The following is a 17,209-nucleotide window of genomic DNA, read 5'->3' on the forward strand; positions in this document are numbered from 1 at the left end:
CTCAACCAAGGGAAAAGCGGATTTTTCTACTCACTAGGTAAATGTACTTATCCAATAATTTATCTTTACATAAGCTAACTGGGTGATGAAACAATATCACAATAAAAGCCCGGTGGTGATATTCTTGAGTTATGGTGCAGGAGCTGTTGGTGGATACGGCGGCGGAATGGGCGCTGCTGCTTTCGCGCTAGTGTTGTTTATCCTACTGGTCATTATTCTTAGAGCCGGCTACTAATTAAATAACAGGTTTAACCCACCACTTCTTAATTGAAGTGGTGGGTCTTTTATTAAGACCTGAATAGCTATCTTTCGGGCTTCAAGTTATATTTACGTTCCATCACACGAGCATACCAGGTTGCTACAAGTGCAGTAAATGCGATATCATCAATCGGCATAAAAGGCATAAAGTCTGGCAGCACCCAATAAAGGGCAACTGGAATAATAAATATTAGTTTATCCCTTAGCGTCACATGCTCCATACGCAAAATACGCCATACTCTGCTGGGAAGATGTCTCCATAGAGTATAGAACGATCTACGAGCCATTAGAAGGGTCTCCTTTCAAATTACAACCGCATTCATCAAGTTTACCCCTCTTCCTCCGATCCAAAACAGGACTGTGGCGTGCAGTCTAGCGCTTCTGCAAGAAGTCTTGCTAAATCGTCGTATATGTCTTCGAATTGATCCATAGAAAGAGGATTATGTCCCCAGCCCGCCTCTACCGTGAAGCCCGGTCTATGAAACTTCGAGATGAACCAGTCTTTGTACCCTGCATCACTTCCTTCTAAATAGACGGCACGATAACCCGCCGCTGCAGCTAGCCTCTCCGCCCAAGCTTTTGATTCAGTTGGCTCATCGTTCCTATAGTTCCAATAAATCTCCTCACCCTGCGTATGAAGCGCGATAACCGCTTGGAAATCGTTCTGCTCAGTAAATCGAGCTAGGGCCGCTGCTTCCGGCTCAGATAAGGGAGAAGGGCCGCTGAAGTCCCTAGGCGCTGGTCCTTTAATCCCCCGTCTTTGACGCTCTAGCTCCCAGTATGCTGGAAACTGGTCATTAAGATCGACGCCCCTTGCATTTGCTTTCCAGCGATGGAACCGGTTAGAGCCCCGATTCCATTGAAGCAATTCATTGTACATGGGATGCTTCGTCGTCACTCCTCGTTGGACAAGCTCTACACCATCAGGGTTAACCATAGGCACAATCCATAAGCTGCATCGTGAGAACAAATCTTTAGCTGATTTCCCCCAGAAGGTTGATTTCCGAGTAATAGCATTCGCATAATCCTCCACAAATCTCATCAGAAGTAACGACGTTATCCACTCATTGGCATGACAAGCACCGTTAAAATGCCACCGAAATGACCCTTCCCCTATCTTCAAATAAGGGATAGGCTTTCCCAGCAGGCTTTCCCCTATCGTGCCTGCACTAATAAAGGAATATCTCCCCGTTAACCTCTCTAATTCCTTGCCAAGCTGCTTAGAACCGAACTCCGTCTTCCGCATCCTATAACCCCCTCCTGCTGCGACATCTAACAACGGTTCTATTGGTGTATGATACTAAGCGCTAATATATAACTACCTTCAACACTACAAAAAACTCGAGCTACGTTAAGCACCTTAGGGTGGCTTAACGTAGCTCGAGCTTTCCTTGCCTTTATACACCGATACTTGAAACCTGCCAAACAACTGGAAATAGTTGAATTTGCTCTTCTAACCATGCTTGAGCAATTTCCTGAAACTTACGAGGATCACCACTGCAGAAAAACTGGTGCACCGGTTCAACGTCTATGCCCGCTAATTCGTTGTTCTCTTGTAGAATCGTGCTAATTTCTCGAGCAGTTTCTTCGGCAGAATTAATTAATGTAACTTCAGAGCCCATTACCTTCGAAATAGAATCAGCCAAGAAGGGATAGTGAGTGCAGCCGAGAATAAGACAGTCCATCGTAGTATTCTGCAAACTACTTAGAGATTCTGCTACGGTTTGATACGTTTCCTCCGAGTGAAAATTTCCGTCCTCCACAAGAGGTACAAAGGAAGAGCATGCCTGACTTATTACCGTCACACTGGGAGATTGCCGCTTAAGAGCCCATTCATAGGCCCTACTCTTAATCGTGCCTTCTGTACCGATGACGCCAACAACCCCAGTCTTCGTCCGGCCAATAGCAGCGCGAGCTCCAGGGTTAATCACTCCGATAGTTGGCACATTAACACGTGTCCTAATGTCCTCTAATGCAACCGCGGTGGCCGTGTTGCAGGCGATAACAATCATTTTGGGATTGAACTGTACAAGATAATCCACGATTTCTCTTGTAAATGTAATGACTTCTTCGGCTTCTCTAGGACCATAGGGCGTGCGTGCGGTATCGCCGAAATATAATATTTTCTCATGGGGGAGCTGACGCAACACTTCCTTGACGACAGTCAGTCCCCCCACACCGGAGTCCAGGACTGCGATCGCTTGCTGCACGGAAACACCGCTTTCTTCGTCTATAATGAGGTCGCTACAGAATAATTTATGAGGCCTAAGTGTAAAAGGTACCTGCAAATTAGCTTATATTTGGACGAGATTTAATCGACGCCCAATAGAAAGCACCGCCCAGCGGGAGCGGGCGGTGCTTTCGGGCAAAGCTAGAATAGTTTTGGATCAAACTACTGACGAGTCTTCATTATCATTTACCTCTATAGCAGCAGATTCACTTACTTCTACTGTTTCGTTATTTTTCCGTGAACGGATATCTGTAACGATACGGCCAGTAGCCTGCTTCGCATCTGATACAAAGCTTGTTGTCCGCTTTGCCAGAGATTGAACAGCAGAGCCCGCTTGACGACCTAAGTCTGAAGTCTTTTCTCCAACCTTTTGTGCAGTTTCTGCAATATCACTACGAAGCTCACGACCTGATTTCGGGGCAAATAATAGAGCAGTGACGGCGCCAGTGATCGCACCAGTAAGAGTTCCCCATAGAAACGATTTAACGACTTTCTTGTTAGCCATTTGCTTTCACTCTCCTTGAGATGGATATGCATTCAGTCCCGAGCCCTCACAGCAATCGGATGGATGATCATTATCGGATCGCCTTTTCCATGACGCCCATAGCTTTCGGCCTATTTGTGTTAAATCCGGAATACTGCCGTCTCCGTCTCCATCGTCACTATCACCGGATAGAGGCTGAAAAGGCGCTGTAAGACACTCCCGGTACAAGGACGTTACGTGAACAGCGGTTTGTGCTGCAGCCTGCACGGCATCTCCTACCGCTCTAGCTCCCTCTGCAAGCGAGCTGAATCCTTGCAAGCTTTTCCTAGATTCAGCTATGGCTAACTTAGCCTCATCCGCGAGCTGCCTGCATTGTCTTAAGGAGACTTCAGTCTCCTTACCGAGAGCCCTTACGACCTGTTCCAGACGTCTAAACGACCGTATTAGCATAATGAGACCGACCACGCCAGCAACGGCAATTGTTAAGACAGCTACCGTTATTCCATATGCCGCCACATCCCATGCCATCCGTGTCCCTCCCTTACTGTGCAACCCGGGCGAATGCCCATGTGGTTAATGCAGTATATGACGGTGTATGTAGAAGTGTTAATCATCGTTGAGTTTAAACAAAAAAGCCCAACTGCCAATTAAGCAGTTGGACCTTCATCTCTATAATTCTTTGTGTAAATAAGCCTCCACCTGATCAGAAAACCCCATTAGAACCCTTGGGAGCTCCGCTGTAAGAGGATGTAGCTCTTGTCTAGGCCAGTGTTCGTATTCCTGTACTAAAGTTTTACGAAGTAGCACCAGCCGACGTAATGGAGTCGCTACCAGATCAGTAATGACCCCTTCTCCTTCAATGATATCGATAATGTCCTCATAACTGCTGGCATCTCGCATAATAAAACCATCAATTAAAGTATGTCCGACATCCGTCGCTATTTCTGCAGCTAAATGTAATGCTCTTTCCTGTGCCAAGCCTTCGGTTAAGCTTCCTGTCCAAGAAACCGTTGCTGCTGATAGAAATTGAGCAATTTCCGGGAGGCACGCCAGACGGCTGCGGATGCTTCCTACGTTCACATCATACATGGGTAGATAGCCCCCTTGTTATTTCCTCTTGCTTTTGGCTCTTCGCTTCAACCAAAGCACCATAATAAATGCGCTAATAATTATGACGATGATATAAGTCATCATCTGATAAACATCGCCCATATTGGTTGGATCTTTCTCAACAAGCATCCTCATCTTAGCTCTCGTAATCGACACTGACGGATGCCTCGCGCACGGACGTCATGTGTTCGATAACTTTCTTATGCTCCGGATGCACTTGGTAAACCTGTAAAGCATCCATTGAATCAAATTTGGTTACTAATGCGATATCATACGAGCGTTCGGAATGAAGAATATCTGTTCCAACCTCGATATGACGAAGCTCGTCAATTTTACCCTCCATGTTGCGCAGTACTTGAACGGTACGATTAACGGCTTCTGGACTGTTATCCTTCAATTTGAACATGACGATATGAGTAATCATTATTTTACCATTCCTTTCTTATCATGAGGATTTAGAGTGTCGTGCATACTACTTATAAAGTTAAGCGAAGGGAGTCATATGAACCTCATATGCGATATATCATTACAGCAGCCTGTACACTAATCGGAACTGCGCTATGCCTCTTTAATGTGTCCGGATATGATCCCCACAATTTGTTTCTTATGATGTTCAGTGTTCCCATGTGGTTTGTTGAGCTTTTCACTGATCTCCATAAGGTAAATATATGGTTTATGTATGCGCTAACGATCCTTAGCTGGGCATTGATAGGATTCTTAGGTGATCTTGGAGTTGCACGTATCCGCAGCTGGCGGCATTTGTGAGCAACGATGTTAATGGGAAAAAAGGAGCCATGCTGGCTCCTTTTTCTCATTATTCAACAATAAACTTAGATACCATGTCTGCATGCCCTTGACCACACATAATGGAGCAATGCAAATCATAAGTACCTGGCTTGTCAAAAGTAACTTCAAGCTCTGGAGCATCCTTGCTTAGCTCTACACCAAGTCCTACGATTTCTAGACCGTGATTGCCGAGCTTGTTAGCGAACTTCACCTTGTAATTCGTTCCAGCTTTTACGCGATACTCTTTTTTGTCGAATTCAAAATTTGATGCTGTGATTTTAAGTAACTCTTGGCCTTCTTTCAGACCCGCTGCCTCGTCTTTAGGTTTCTCAGGCAATCCTGTTGCCATTAGATATACACCCATTGCGCACGCGATCGTGATCAAAGTAGACAAAATCCATTTCATTGTCTGCTCCCCTGCTTCCTACAAAGTGTCTACCTCTTATATTACCTAAAAAACACATTTGAACTCAAGCACTTGTCTATAGAGTTTAATTAACTTTTTGTACATTTGACAATTTCATGAACAACTATCGTTATTTTGTGCTTACAAATGGTTTACCCTAATCCAAGTTGCGAAAATCACTGGGAATTTTACGAGCTATCCCACTGTTAATAGCCTCCTGAATAACCGCTTTACGAACAGCAGGCACCACCTTGTCATTAAACACGCTAGGGATGATGTATTCTTCATTTAACTCATCATCCGTCACAATAGAGGCAATTGCTTTAGCGGCGGCTAGCTTCATCGATTCACTGATTGTACTTGCTCGAGCATCCAACGCCCCACGAAAAATGCCTGGAAAAACAAGCACGTTATTTAGTTGATTCGAGTAATCGGAGCGTCCCGTCGCATAGACTCGCACAGACGAGCCCGCCTCTTCAGGTGATATCTCTGGATCGGGATTCGCCATAGCGAACACAATCGGATCTGGATTCATTCGCTTGACATCCTCATTAAATAATAGCTTCGGCCTCGACAAACCAATGAATACATCAGCCCCCTTAATTACTTCGGCTAAGCTTCCCTTTTCATTAGATGGATTAGTCATTGCAGCATATTCATTCCATGCCTTGTTCTCATAAAAGCTGTCTCTATTTATGGCACCGTCCTTGTCTACCCCAATAATTTCGGTAACACCTGCAGCCAATAGCATACGTGTACAAGCGATACCCGCTGCTCCTATGCCGTTTACAACAACTTTAATACCGCTCATCGATTTGCCAACGATTTTTAATGCATTTATTAACCCAGCCAGCAGTACAACAGCAGTACCGTGCTGATCATCGTGAAAAACGGGAATGTCCAATTCTTCCTTAAGACGACGTTCGATTTCAAAGCAGCGCGGCGAGGAAATATCCTCAAGATTAATGCCACCAAACGTCGGTGCGAGCGCTTTAACAATGGCGATGATTTCTTCCGTGTCCTTCGTATTTAAGCATATCGGGAAAGCATCAACGCCTGCAAATTCCTTGAATAGCATCGCTTTTCCTTCCATAACCGGCATCGCGGCATGGGGGCCAATATCCCCAAGTCCGAGAACCGCTGTCCCGTCTGATACAACAGCTACCGTATTACGGCGGATTGTAAGCGTGAAGGCCTTATTTACATCATCGCGGATTGCTAAACAAACATTAGCTACGCCTGGTGTGTATACACGTGAGAGGTCGTCGCGATTTTTAATTGGTATCTTGGATTCAACCTGTATTTTACCACCAAGATGCATTAAAAAAGTTCTGTCAGAAACATTCAGTAGATGTATGCCTTTCATTGCGCTAACTACTAAAGATAAGGTTTCAACATCTGAGGGCTCAGCAACACTAACGGTTAGATCACGTATTTCCTTTTTTCTACCAGGTTGGATAACGTCAATAGCTACAATATCTCCACCCTGTTGACCAATGGCAGACACGAGCTCGCCGAACGTAACAAGCTGCTTGTCCATTTCTACGCGGAGTATAACACTTGTACCACTTTCCAACCTCATGATAGAATGACCCCTTCCCATCTCAATGTACCTATATAGAGTATAGCCTTAATTGTGGCAAACAAAAAGCCGCACCTCATCATCCTTTAGGATATATGCGATCCGGTTTTTATCGTTAAGGATTTGGCTTTTTTTCATCATCTGCTTCTCCTGCACGATCCCGAAGCACTTTAACAATCTGCTTCAAACGGTCAGGCAAGGGTAGACCCATCCTGCCATAGTTCTCAATAATGGATAACAGTTCATTCGCAATATAGAAAAAAGCTGTGCTTCCCATTACGATTTCTATTCCAAGTAAAACATCCAAGCGATGCGCAATAAGCAAAACAAGTAAGATTAGCCCCTTTTTTAATAAACCCCAAAAACCGATATTGCTGTTTAACCCGCTCCCCTCGCGAACAGCAGCGATAACACCTGTAAAATAATCAATACACATTAGAAGTAACAAGAACGTTAATGACTCATTCCACCCACCAAACGAAAATGAAACTACCGCTCCTATAAATACGCAAATTATCCCCGCTTGCAATTGCATCCACCGTTCCTCCCCTAATAAAGCTTTTTTGATATATTATGCAAGGTGGACAAGACGGAAACGGTCAATAACCGAACGACAAATGACTATTAGGCTTAAAATACTAATCACAAAAGAGACCCCTATTCACTCTGGGGTCGCGTTCATGCAATATTCACTTAGAGTTACTAGTCGCCTCATTTACCGTTGATCAGCCTGCAGCTCGAGCGTAACTTTTCTACTCCCCATTCGGTGACCGAGCCATGTAAATACGAACGCTGCAGCGGTCAGCATCACTACTCCCATAAGTGAAATAACCATGAAATCAAAGATGATCTTGCTGCCCGAATCGATTAATCGAATTGCATTGATTAATAGTAATCCTAATCCGATTCCTTGAACCAAGCCTACCAGAATAAAAAGCATCACTTGGGTCACTATCACCTTCTTAATCCCCGTTCGGTCAACCGAAATCGCCCTTAATATCGCAAATTCTTTTCTCTTGGATTGGATATTATTGACGAGCATATTGAATACCCCTATCGTCACACTTAGGAGGATCACGATCATTGCAGCGATAAAGAGATACCACCGTTGATAGAACATTTGATCCGACCTCTTAATCGCTTGATCATAACTTTCTATTTGAAGCTCTGGATACACTCTTTTGAGTTCCTTCAGCTCAGACAAAGTACGTTCAATCTCACTCGTGCTGATAAAAGCTGTACCAAAAGACTGATATGGAGCTTCTTTCAAGACACTATCCCAGTCTGCAACAGCATCAATAAAAGGCCCCGGGATTTTTTCCACAATATTCGTGACAATGACCGAGTGCCTTTTATGTTGAGTCGACTCATCAACGAGATCAATCGAATCCCCGATCTGCAATTGACTGCTTTCAGCCAGCTGCCTGGTAACTATGATCGCGTTATCGATGCGATCGGGGAGGTTCGTCAACAACCCTTGCTTTTCCATTTCCTTTAGATCAGCCAACTCAAAATGGATGTCTTGTTTATTTTTCGCGATTTTAATAATACCACCAGAACTCGTAATACTTACTCCTTGTACAGTAGGCAGACGACTGATTATTGACTTCAATTCCGAATGATTAATATCGGATATATATCCCGTTCGGCCTGTAATGACAATCGGTGTATCAAATTGATCTCGAACGTAGTTATCTCCACCAGCTCGACCCGTTTGCAAAATGGTGGATCCGAATACGGTAATGATCACCATGGCACTGATCGTTAAGATGACGAACGTATTTCTTTTCACCTGTGGAATTAAGTTCCTCACCGCAACATAGGATTCTGGGCCGAAGAGAAGCTTGAGGAGGGACGCCAACTTGCTGAATACATAAGAGAGATATATCGGTAGCAAGGACATCAGTCCAATGACGATCATTAATGAAGAAATTAATATGAATAGTGGGGATTCAATTACATATCCCCCAATGATCAGAAGAAAAACGCCGCCAATAAGAACGAAATAGATGAGCCCCCGCTGTGCATTTTTGTGTACAAAGTTATTCTCCTCATTGCTCCGAACAACCTTCAACGGCAGCACTCTAATGTTACGTATTGACGGGAGAAGCATGCCCAATATTACCGTAACAACGCATATACAAGTCGTCACCAGTGCGGAGGTATACTGAAACGCGGATGTATCACTTTTGAATGAAAACAATTTGCCTAATTCCTGATAAGCATAATGATGAATAACCCAAGATAACAAGAACCCTAATCCGGCTCCAACGACCGTGATGATTCCACATTGATACCAAGCGATTGAAACGATTTGTTTGGTCGAGGCTCCTATCGAACGAAGGATCGCAAGTTGGTTTTTGTTTTTGTACAATAACAATTCGAAATTGGAGATCAGCAGTAAAATAGATACGATGACCACGAGAACGGAGAGAACGACAGTGAAGCCTTGAAACCCTCTCTGATTTTTGGTGACGATTTCATCCTCTTGCGGAATCTCCACTCTTAAATTCGAATCGAGTTTCCGGATAGAGGCAGCCAAATTGAGCGAATCATAGTTGTTGTCGACTTTAAGCAAGAGTAAGGTTGCTTCATTATTTGCGTTAGTTCTCTCCTGAACAATCTGCTTGACTTCCGCTCTCGGTAAAATAAGAATGTTCTTGCCAAGCCTATCCTGATCGTCCAGTACCTCGCTTACCAGATAGGTGCTATTCTCTGCTTGAATCCGGTCGCCTACCCCCACGCCTAACGATTCCGCCAAGCTTTGATTCATCATGGCTTCATGATCGATTATATCCCGTTGGAAGTGGTATTTGCTCTTGGCCAAATCATCATTGTCCACGCCTACCGCGTCGACGGCGATCCCCAATCCGTTCACAGACAATTGCGTCTCCATGATGGCAGAAACCTGTTGCACACCTGCGAGGGAGGTTATTTGATGTACAAAGGAGTCATCCATCCCTTGTATTGTTGTGGATTCATATTGAATAGAGAGATCCATATCTCCATAAATCCTATGCAATTCATTTACTGAGATTTGTTTCACATAAGATGAGAAGGAGGTCATCGTAATGATTAAGGAAACCGCGAGCATGACCGTGAGGATACAGGAAGATGCGATAATCTTGTTGGCTTGAAAAAAACGCAGAGCTAACCCTCTCATCGATATGATCATATTATCTCTCCAATAATTGTCTAAATTTGATTAAAATCTGATCCATATCTTCATCTTGCTGGCACTTACAAACATACTCATCGACAATATTGCCGTCATGGAAAAATATCACTCGGTCTGCATAGGTAGCCACCATCGGATCATGGGTAACGATAACGATGCTCTGATCGAATGCTTGCTTCATATCAGTTATCACCTTTAATATCTCTCTGGAGGTGTTATAGTCTAAGTTCCCCGTGGGCTCATCAGCTAACACGATCGGTGGGGATGTAATTAGTGCCCGGCTAATCGCAACCCTCTGCTGCTGTCCTCCCGATAATTCAACCGGTCGATGGGTGCGATGATGCATTAGACCCACTAACTCCAGCATGCGATTCACCTTATCGCGAATCTCTTTATTGGGCAGCCCCTTCAAAACTAATGGCAGCGCAATGTTCTCTTCTACACTCAAATCCTTCAGCAGTTGAAAGGATTGGAAAATAAACCCAATGTTCTCCCGCCTAAACTTCGTTGCGTGAGGTTCAATAAACATCTTTTCCAGTTTAACGCCCTGTAACAAAATGTCACCGCTCGTCGGTTCATCTAGCGTCCCCAATATATTCAATAGTGTACTTTTTCCTGAACCGCTTGTTCCCATCACGGCCAGCATTTCACCCTTCGTTAAGTGGAACGTAACTTTACTCAAAGCAGTCACATGTTGATCTTTGGTATGATAGGATTTACTTAAATTTCTTACTGACATGACTGTCCCTCTATTGCTCATCCTCATGCTCCCTCCTTTACTTCCTTGGTTTCATACCACTAGCCAGTTTCGATGTTCCAACGAATATGATAACAGCGTTGGATCGTAACGAGATCCAACGCTGTTATCATGTGCATAGAAGACTAACCTGAGGTTTACTCGAAGCGGTTGAAATTACTTTTAATACGCTTCAAACTCGGAAATTTGAGCAGCAGGCCATCCGGTATTACCAGTAATGGTCAGTCGTACAAATTTTGTGTTCACTTCGCCCAATTCAATCTCTACCTCGTTTGCTTTCTTCGGATCGAAGGTGTATGACTTCTTCGGTAGTATAGATTTGAACGAATCGCCATCTGAGCTAATGAGTATTTCAATTTCTTGATCACGAGCTTCCCACGCATCTTGAGGTGGTAGCTTTAACATAAGCTTACTAATTTTTTTCTCAGCCCCAAGATCGAGTGTGAGCGATTGCGGGAATTTCTTTGCCGTGCTTTCCCAATAGGTATAAGGATCCCCATCTACTGCAAGCTCTGCAGGGAATGCCGCTGCTGTATTAGAGGTCGAGAAAACCTTCTGTAACAGCGCTAAATTGATCTGTACTTTAACCTTCTCGAAGGTTTCAGTCGCTGTACTCGCTTGTTTGGAAGAAGTAAGCTCTACATAACCTACCTTCTGTTCCTTAATCAAAGCTACGTAATCAAAGATGGCATAGTCCCCTTCTTCCTTAACAGGAAGATCAGCGATTTTCGTTCCATTCGCCTGATAAGCGACCGCGGTTCCATGAGGCCAATCCTTGCCTTTCTTAATCTTTAATGTCGAATCAGAACCAATCGGCTGATAAATACGAATGGAATCCTTTTCTCTGATTTCGACCAAATTATGATCTCCTGCGTCTAAGTCCAAACCGTTTAAGCGAGCATAGTTACCTGCTCTGCGATTGCCGTCGTTGGAAGCAACATAATAGCCTCCTGGAGCAAGCGATATGTCATTATCCAAAGCATAAGCCTCATTCAAATTCCAATTTGCTGTTACCTTATATTTACCGAAGTCTGTTCGGGTAACCGTTGGTGTCACTTGATTAAAGCTCACCACCAATGAATCAGCGTATTGAGATAGAATGAATTTTTGGAATATACCGATCGTATCCACCCATGGATTAGCAATCCCATTGAATAAGTCTGTGCTGAGGTTATACCCCATCGCAAGATTCCATCTCAGCATGTCTTGATCGTCTGTCATCGTCTCAGCAGCTAAGTCATGGTGGAACTGCATAACCTTATCACGGAACAGCATTCCAGCTAGTGGGTAATATTCCGTATAAGTTGACGTATTCTTACGATAGCCAAGTATATCCCACAAATAAGTTGAGCCCATGAAGCCAACAGCATCTTTCGCTAATACATCTGTTCCGTCTTCCATGTACATATTGCCCTTCAAAGAGCTGAAGTAATTTCGCACACCTTGGAAATAAGCAGTTGACGGATCAGTGCCTGCTGGAATTATTTTATTAAATACATAAGGAGAATTACGAATGCCCCACTGATCCTCGAAAACGCCATCGAAGCCAGCTTCCTCAAATAGCTTCTTGTGCTCCTCAGCCGTCCGTTCAATAAAGAATGGATGACCCGTGTTTACAACATATCCGCTATGCTTGCCGTAATCCTCCTTCATGATCGCGTTATTGTCCTTCACAACAATTAAATCCTCCATTGTTGTACCTGAAGGGAGATTAGCTAGAGTAGGAGAGTTATTTCCCCACCAGGACATATTCGTGTAAGGGATGACCTTATCTCCCTTATCCTTCGCTGCTTTCACGAATGCCTTGAATGCCGGCTCTCCGCCCCATTGCGGATCTGGAGGAATAAAATCTGGATAGTTCTCATCGTGCCCACCCTTCTGGAACCCTACCAGATGGATGACTCCGTTGTAATTCATTTTATCCAAATAGTTTTTCGTCAGATTATTCCAGCTTCCATCCTTAATTGCTGAGATATCGACCTTGTAGAAAGGTGATTGGAAGTAAGCTTCCTTATCCTTCCCTAGCTTGTCGGCCAATGAACGATATTTATCCATCTTGTTCAGCTCGCGGTAGCTAGCGATTGTAGTATCATAATCGCCAATCTCAAGCACAACCGTTGGACTATCCCATTGCTTCTTAGCATCAATCCACGTCTTATAATCGTGAATAATTCCTGTCTTACCAGAGTCATTTAACTGATTCTTGAAGCCTAGATCTGTCGTTGCTATGATATCGTTACTTAAATCATATACAGCCAAATTTCCGCCAGCCGTGCGAAGTCCTAAGTAGGAAGCAAACATAACGCCAGGATACTGATCCTGAAAAGAATTGCTTTCCTTGAAGAATGTGTCCTTCAGCTTAGCTCCAGGTAGCATAGGGAGTATGGCATCTTGAACACCAGCGGATTCCACCTTAAGCTCGTAAGGGAATCGGAATGACTTAATCGTCTTGTCCGTTTGGTTATCTACTGCTGCATTTAAGTAAATTCGGTCTTTATCCGTAAATTTTGCTGTGATGTCTACCTTCACCTGTCCAGCATAGTGAAAGACGAGCTCATTTTTACGAGAATTCCAATTGTAAGAGAACGCTTCTGCTTTCTTCCCGTTAGTCGACGTATCATCCTGCAAGAAAGCCCACCATAGCGCCTTCTCACGATTGCCTAACGTAATATTGCTTCCGGTATCTTTGTTCTTCAAATACTCTATTGCCCCATTATCCGAATGAAACGCAATTTCATATTTGGAGTTACTAACAATCAATAAACCATCTTTATCCTTGAAGCTTGCTTTCGCACTAAAAGGTGCAAATAGAAAAATATAAGCAATCGCCAGAATAATAACGATACTCCCTGCCGAAATCCATAATTTTCTGGACTGCCAATTAAGCCTGGCCACGAGTCATCCCCCTACTATTGAATTTGAAGCTCAAAGGATTGCTTCGCTTTCACCTTATGATGTTATAGAGGGTTGCCCCTTGCAAACTTATCGTTTGCCCAAGACAACCCTCTATTTTTAAGCTATTAGAGCTTTTATTCTACTATTCAACTTTGATCGAATCATAGAATTTCTCTTGGACGATCTTAGCAGCTGCATCAAGCTGAGCTTTAAGATCTACACCTTTTTTGGAGAATACTTCTTGAACCACGTTAGTCATTGCGCCATAGTAATCTTGCGTGTTGTATTGTGCTTCTGGTTTACCATCCAACAACGCAATCACTTTAGGGTCATATTGGTATACATTGTCGTATTTGTCATAAACCGCTTTTACTTTTTGGCCATATTCGGAATCATCTTTGTAGTAGTAAATAATTTGTGGAACTAGGAATTTGTTCTCTGCTTTACGAGCTTTAATGCTTTCTTCAGCAGAAGCTAAGCCTTTATCAGAGAAGTAATCAAATGTTGCATAACGGAAAGCAAGTTCTTGCTCATCTTTCGTTGCATTCGGGTTGATTACAAGGAAGTTACCACCCAAGATTCCTGTATGTTTGCCGCCTGCAGTAGCTGCTGGCATTGGATATACACCAATATCTTCTGGCTTCAGTCCACCTTGGTTCAAACCTTGATCAAGCGGACCATCTGGACCTGCGATAACCATTGCTGTTCTGCCTTGTGCAAATGCACCTACTGCATCTCCCCAGCCAAGAGCCCAGTCCTGAGGAATAGCATTAGCTTCTTTCAGCTTGCTGTAGAATTCGATTGCTTTTAAGCCAGCTTCAGAGTTAAAGGCCGCTGTAACTTTACCGCCTTCAATCTTTTGAATTTCTCCGCCTGCTTCGAACAGGAAGTTAGTCCAGTTCCATCCGGATTCATTTCCTTTACCCATTGGAGCGATACCGGAAACTCCCTTTTTCGGATCAGCAGCTGCTTTAGCTGTGTTGTACATATCATCCCAAGTCCAATCTAATGGAGGAAGAGCAACGCCCTTGTCGTTAAGCATCTTTTTGTTAACAACTGTCGCAACTACATATCCATCACGAGCAATACCGTATACTTTTCCATTGATAACGAATTGGTTTTGAAGAATTGGATTCATTTGATCTTTCTTTTCATAAGCGTTGTACAGATCCGTAATATCGGCTGCCCAACCCTTCTCAGCAAGGAATTTCCCTTCTGTAGCGTAAGTGTTGAACAATGTTGGAGCTTCGTTCGCCCCCATTTTAATTCCAATTTCATCAGGTTTGTACTGCCAGTCGCTCTTCACAATCTCAACGTTAGGGAACACTTCGTTATACCGTTTGATCTTGTCATCCTCTTGAGCACGTAATTCTACTTGGTCAGGAGTTGGATAATAGATGCTGATTGTTGCTTTAACTTTCGTAATATCCCGTTCTTCTGGCTCAGGAGTAGCAGCTGAGTTTGACTCAGCAGGCGCACTAGATGAAGCTGAAGGTGATGAATTGCCGTTGTTGTTTTTACCACCACAAGCTGCTAGTACCAAGCTGAACACGATAAGACAAGCAATAATCGTTGAAATTCTACGCATTGAAAATCCCCTTTTCGTTTAAGAGTTTTTAGCTTACACGCTCATCATAATGGAGGCGCATTCATCAAGGCGATGTGTATTCCTATGTCGATCATGTGCAGATTTACGCATGCTATGATGAACGGTTACCCTTTGATGCCACCAAAATTTAGTCCTCGAACGATATATTTTTGGAAAAGCAAGAACACAACTACAGGAGGTAAGGTGACCATTGAAAGAATAGCGAATCGAAGATTGACATCCAATCTGCGAATATTGACTACATACTTACTAATGGCTGTTGCTAGTGGATATTTATCATTGGTTGACATAATCAGACCAGGCCAGTACCAGTCGTTCCATGCAGTGGCAAATACGAAAATAGCCAATGTAGCAAAGATCGGTACAGATAATGGAAACGCAATTTGATAGAACAATCTTATTTCCGAAGCCCCATCAATTCTTGCTGACTCGAACAGCTCCATGTTAATACTGTCGAAAAATGATTTCAGTAGTAACAAATAGAAAGCATTCGCCCCAGCAGGCAACCATAAGGCCCAGAAGCTATTCATTAAGCCCAGGTCTCTCAGATTGACAAAGTTAGGGATAATATAGGTTGTTGGTGGAATAAATAGCGTCAAAAGAAAGAAATAAAAGATTACTTTCTTATAGGGAACGCTCATACGAGAAAGACTGAATGACGCAAGTCCGAGGACAATTATCGTCACTACCATGTTTCCAATAAAGATAAACATTGTATTTCTGAAATACATCGGTAACTCAATATAACCCCAAGCTTTGCGATAATTCTCAAAATGCCATTCCGAAGGCAAAAATGTTGGCGGGAATGAGTTAACCTCGGTATTAAGCTTCAAACCGTTAAAAAATATAACCAGCATAGGATATAACATTGAGCATGCCATAATTACGACAAGGAGCATTATGAGATAGTAAACAATTCTAGTTCCCGGCTTCTTCAAGTCGTGGGCAGATAATATTCCTCGTTCGAAGGTTTTCAAGGCTTATGCATCCTCCTTGTTGGACATGCGATATTGAATAACAGCTAGCAGTCCAAGAACTAAGAACATAAGTACTCCTAAAGCTGATGCTGTCCCATAATCCTGTCTAGTAAAGGCATATCTTTGGACGAGCAATGCATACGTTAGTGTAGCATTATTCGGTCCACCCTCTAGCATTGCATACTGAGTTTGAAACCCTTGAGATGTTGCAATGAGTTGAAGTAGAAACAATAGAACAATTTGGTTCTTAATTGCTGGTAAAGTAATATGTCTGATCCGCTTCCATACGCCTGCTCCATCAATCTCAGCTGCCTCGTACCAATCTTTAGGCACACTCATGATTGCAGCTAAGTAGATAAGCATGGCTGATCCGAAGCTTTGCCATGTTTCCATAAATACGATAGAGATCATCGACCAAGCCCTGTCTGTTAAGAACAATACTTGATCAAACCCTATTTTTTCTATAACGGCATTGATAGGTCCAACTGGGTCATAAAGCCACTTCCACAATCCGTATAGAACTACAAAAGGAACAACATACGGTAAGTATGCAGCAACTCTCGCAAAACCTTGGAACCTTCTCATCTCAGATATAGCTAGTGCAAACAAGATTGGAATCCAGAACCCCATTAGTATGCCGAGCGACATGTAGTAGAGCGTATTCTTTACAGATACGGTGACATCGGCATCCTTAAAGATCCTTAAGTAATTCTCCCATCCTATAAAAGAATCCCCTTTAACGAAGTCAATCTTGTAGAAGCTGAAGACAATCCCTTTGCCAATTGGCATCCATAAGAACATAAAGAAAATTACGGCGGCAGGCAGGATAAACAAATATCCCCAGATGTGTCTTTTCCATTTCATGAGAGGTTTCTTGGGCTTCACATCCAAGGAACGTAATGGAACAGTTGTTGATTGATTCATCTTGTCTCCCTCA

19 protein-coding genes are annotated in these 17,209 nt (G+C 43.3%); 2 read left to right on the top strand and 17 right to left on the bottom strand.

Annotated features, from left to right (window positions below):
• Nucleotides 1-124: 124 nt before the first annotated feature.
• Nucleotides 125-235, top strand: a complete 111-nt coding sequence (locus tag KCTCHS21_RS31220) for a sporulation protein YjcZ (protein ID WP_162309232.1) — start codon at nt 125-127, stop codon at nt 233-235.
• 67 nt (nt 236-302) lie between these two features.
• Here KCTCHS21_RS31220 and KCTCHS21_RS21015 read toward each other — a convergent pair whose 3' ends face one another.
• From KCTCHS21_RS21015 to KCTCHS21_RS21045, 8 genes are all read right to left on the bottom strand, one after another.
• A complete protein-coding gene (locus tag KCTCHS21_RS21015) occupies nt 303-545 on the bottom strand; it encodes a hypothetical protein (RefSeq protein ID WP_130612946.1) in 243 nt (80 codons plus the stop codon).
• Nucleotides 546-586: 41 nt separating this feature from the next.
• Nucleotides 587-1,504, bottom strand: coding sequence for a M14 family metallopeptidase (locus tag KCTCHS21_RS21020; RefSeq protein WP_130612948.1), 918 nt, complete (start codon nt 1,502-1,504; stop codon nt 587-589).
• Between the two features lie 151 nt (nt 1,505-1,655).
• Entirely contained in the window at nt 1,656-2,468 is an 813-nt protein-coding gene (gene racE / locus KCTCHS21_RS21025) for a glutamate racemase (RefSeq protein WP_130616628.1), read from the bottom strand.
• Between the two features lie 177 nt (nt 2,469-2,645).
• Nucleotides 2,646-2,993: a YtxH domain-containing protein gene (locus KCTCHS21_RS21030; protein WP_130612950.1), complete on the bottom strand. Its 348-nt coding sequence runs from the start codon at nt 2,991-2,993 to the stop codon at nt 2,646-2,648.
• 6 nt (nt 2,994-2,999) lie between these two features.
• On the bottom strand, nt 3,000-3,500 hold the full coding sequence (locus tag KCTCHS21_RS21035; protein ID WP_130612952.1) for a hypothetical protein: 501 nt from the start codon (nt 3,498-3,500) through the stop codon (nt 3,000-3,002).
• Between the two features lie 141 nt (nt 3,501-3,641).
• Nucleotides 3,642-4,061 (bottom strand): DUF86 domain-containing protein, encoded by a 420-nt coding sequence (locus KCTCHS21_RS21040; RefSeq protein ID WP_130612954.1) that lies wholly within the window; start codon nt 4,059-4,061, stop codon nt 3,642-3,644.
• An 18-nt stretch (nt 4,062-4,079) separates the two neighbouring features.
• On the bottom strand, nt 4,080-4,238 hold the full coding sequence (locus tag KCTCHS21_RS30950; RefSeq protein ID WP_157994088.1) for a hypothetical protein: 159 nt from the start codon (nt 4,236-4,238) through the stop codon (nt 4,080-4,082).
• Nucleotides 4,219-4,506, bottom strand: coding sequence for a Dabb family protein (locus KCTCHS21_RS21045; RefSeq protein WP_130612957.1), 288 nt, complete (start codon nt 4,504-4,506; stop codon nt 4,219-4,221). Before KCTCHS21_RS21045 ends, KCTCHS21_RS30950 begins: the two co-directional genes overlap by 20 nt.
• 89 nt (nt 4,507-4,595) lie before the next feature.
• Between KCTCHS21_RS21045 and KCTCHS21_RS21050 the strand changes: the two genes are divergently transcribed.
• Nucleotides 4,596-4,847, top strand: a complete 252-nt coding sequence (locus KCTCHS21_RS21050) for a hypothetical protein (protein ID WP_130612960.1) — start codon at nt 4,596-4,598, stop codon at nt 4,845-4,847.
• A 49-nt stretch (nt 4,848-4,896) separates the two neighbouring features.
• Here KCTCHS21_RS21050 and KCTCHS21_RS21055 read toward each other — a convergent pair whose 3' ends face one another.
• The 9 genes from KCTCHS21_RS21055 to KCTCHS21_RS21095 all read right to left on the bottom strand — a co-directional run bounded on the left by KCTCHS21_RS21055 (nt 4,897) and on the right by KCTCHS21_RS21095 (nt 17,196).
• Complete coding sequence (locus KCTCHS21_RS21055; RefSeq protein ID WP_130612963.1) at nt 4,897-5,274, bottom strand: cupredoxin domain-containing protein; 378 nt, start codon at nt 5,272-5,274, stop codon at nt 4,897-4,899.
• Nucleotides 5,275-5,431: 157 nt separating this feature from the next.
• On the bottom strand, nt 5,432-6,856 hold the full coding sequence (locus KCTCHS21_RS21060; protein ID WP_130612966.1) for an NAD-dependent malic enzyme: 1,425 nt from the start codon (nt 6,854-6,856) through the stop codon (nt 5,432-5,434).
• Nucleotides 6,857-6,971: 115 nt separating this feature from the next.
• Nucleotides 6,972-7,391: a phage holin family protein gene (locus KCTCHS21_RS21065; RefSeq protein ID WP_130612969.1), complete on the bottom strand. Its 420-nt coding sequence runs from the start codon at nt 7,389-7,391 to the stop codon at nt 6,972-6,974.
• 180 nt (nt 7,392-7,571) lie between these two features.
• Complete coding sequence (locus KCTCHS21_RS21070; RefSeq protein WP_130612972.1) at nt 7,572-10,031, bottom strand: FtsX-like permease family protein; 2,460 nt, start codon at nt 10,029-10,031, stop codon at nt 7,572-7,574.
• Between the two features lies 1 nt (nt 10,032).
• Nucleotides 10,033-10,794 carry an ABC transporter ATP-binding protein gene (locus KCTCHS21_RS21075; protein WP_130612975.1) on the bottom strand — a complete coding sequence of 254 codons (762 nt, stop codon included), beginning with the start codon at nt 10,792-10,794 and terminating at the stop codon, nt 10,033-10,035.
• A 159-nt stretch (nt 10,795-10,953) separates the two neighbouring features.
• Nucleotides 10,954-13,686 carry a discoidin domain-containing protein gene (locus KCTCHS21_RS21080; RefSeq protein WP_130612979.1) on the bottom strand — a complete coding sequence of 911 codons (2,733 nt, stop codon included), beginning with the start codon at nt 13,684-13,686 and terminating at the stop codon, nt 10,954-10,956.
• A 142-nt stretch (nt 13,687-13,828) separates the two neighbouring features.
• Nucleotides 13,829-15,274, bottom strand: a complete 1,446-nt coding sequence (locus KCTCHS21_RS21085; protein ID WP_130612982.1) for an extracellular solute-binding protein — start codon at nt 15,272-15,274, stop codon at nt 13,829-13,831.
• Nucleotides 15,275-15,399: 125 nt separating this feature from the next.
• Nucleotides 15,400-16,272, bottom strand: a complete 873-nt coding sequence (locus tag KCTCHS21_RS21090; RefSeq protein ID WP_232057909.1) for a carbohydrate ABC transporter permease — start codon at nt 16,270-16,272, stop codon at nt 15,400-15,402.
• Between the two features lie 3 nt (nt 16,273-16,275).
• Nucleotides 16,276-17,196 carry a carbohydrate ABC transporter permease gene (locus tag KCTCHS21_RS21095; protein WP_130612985.1) on the bottom strand — a complete coding sequence of 307 codons (921 nt, stop codon included), beginning with the start codon at nt 17,194-17,196 and terminating at the stop codon, nt 16,276-16,278.
• Nucleotides 17,197-17,209: the final 13 nt, after the last annotated feature.

It is taken from the genome of Cohnella abietis (genome assembly GCF_004295585.1).
Lineage (GTDB): Bacteria > Bacillota > Bacilli > Paenibacillales > Paenibacillaceae > Cohnella > Cohnella abietis.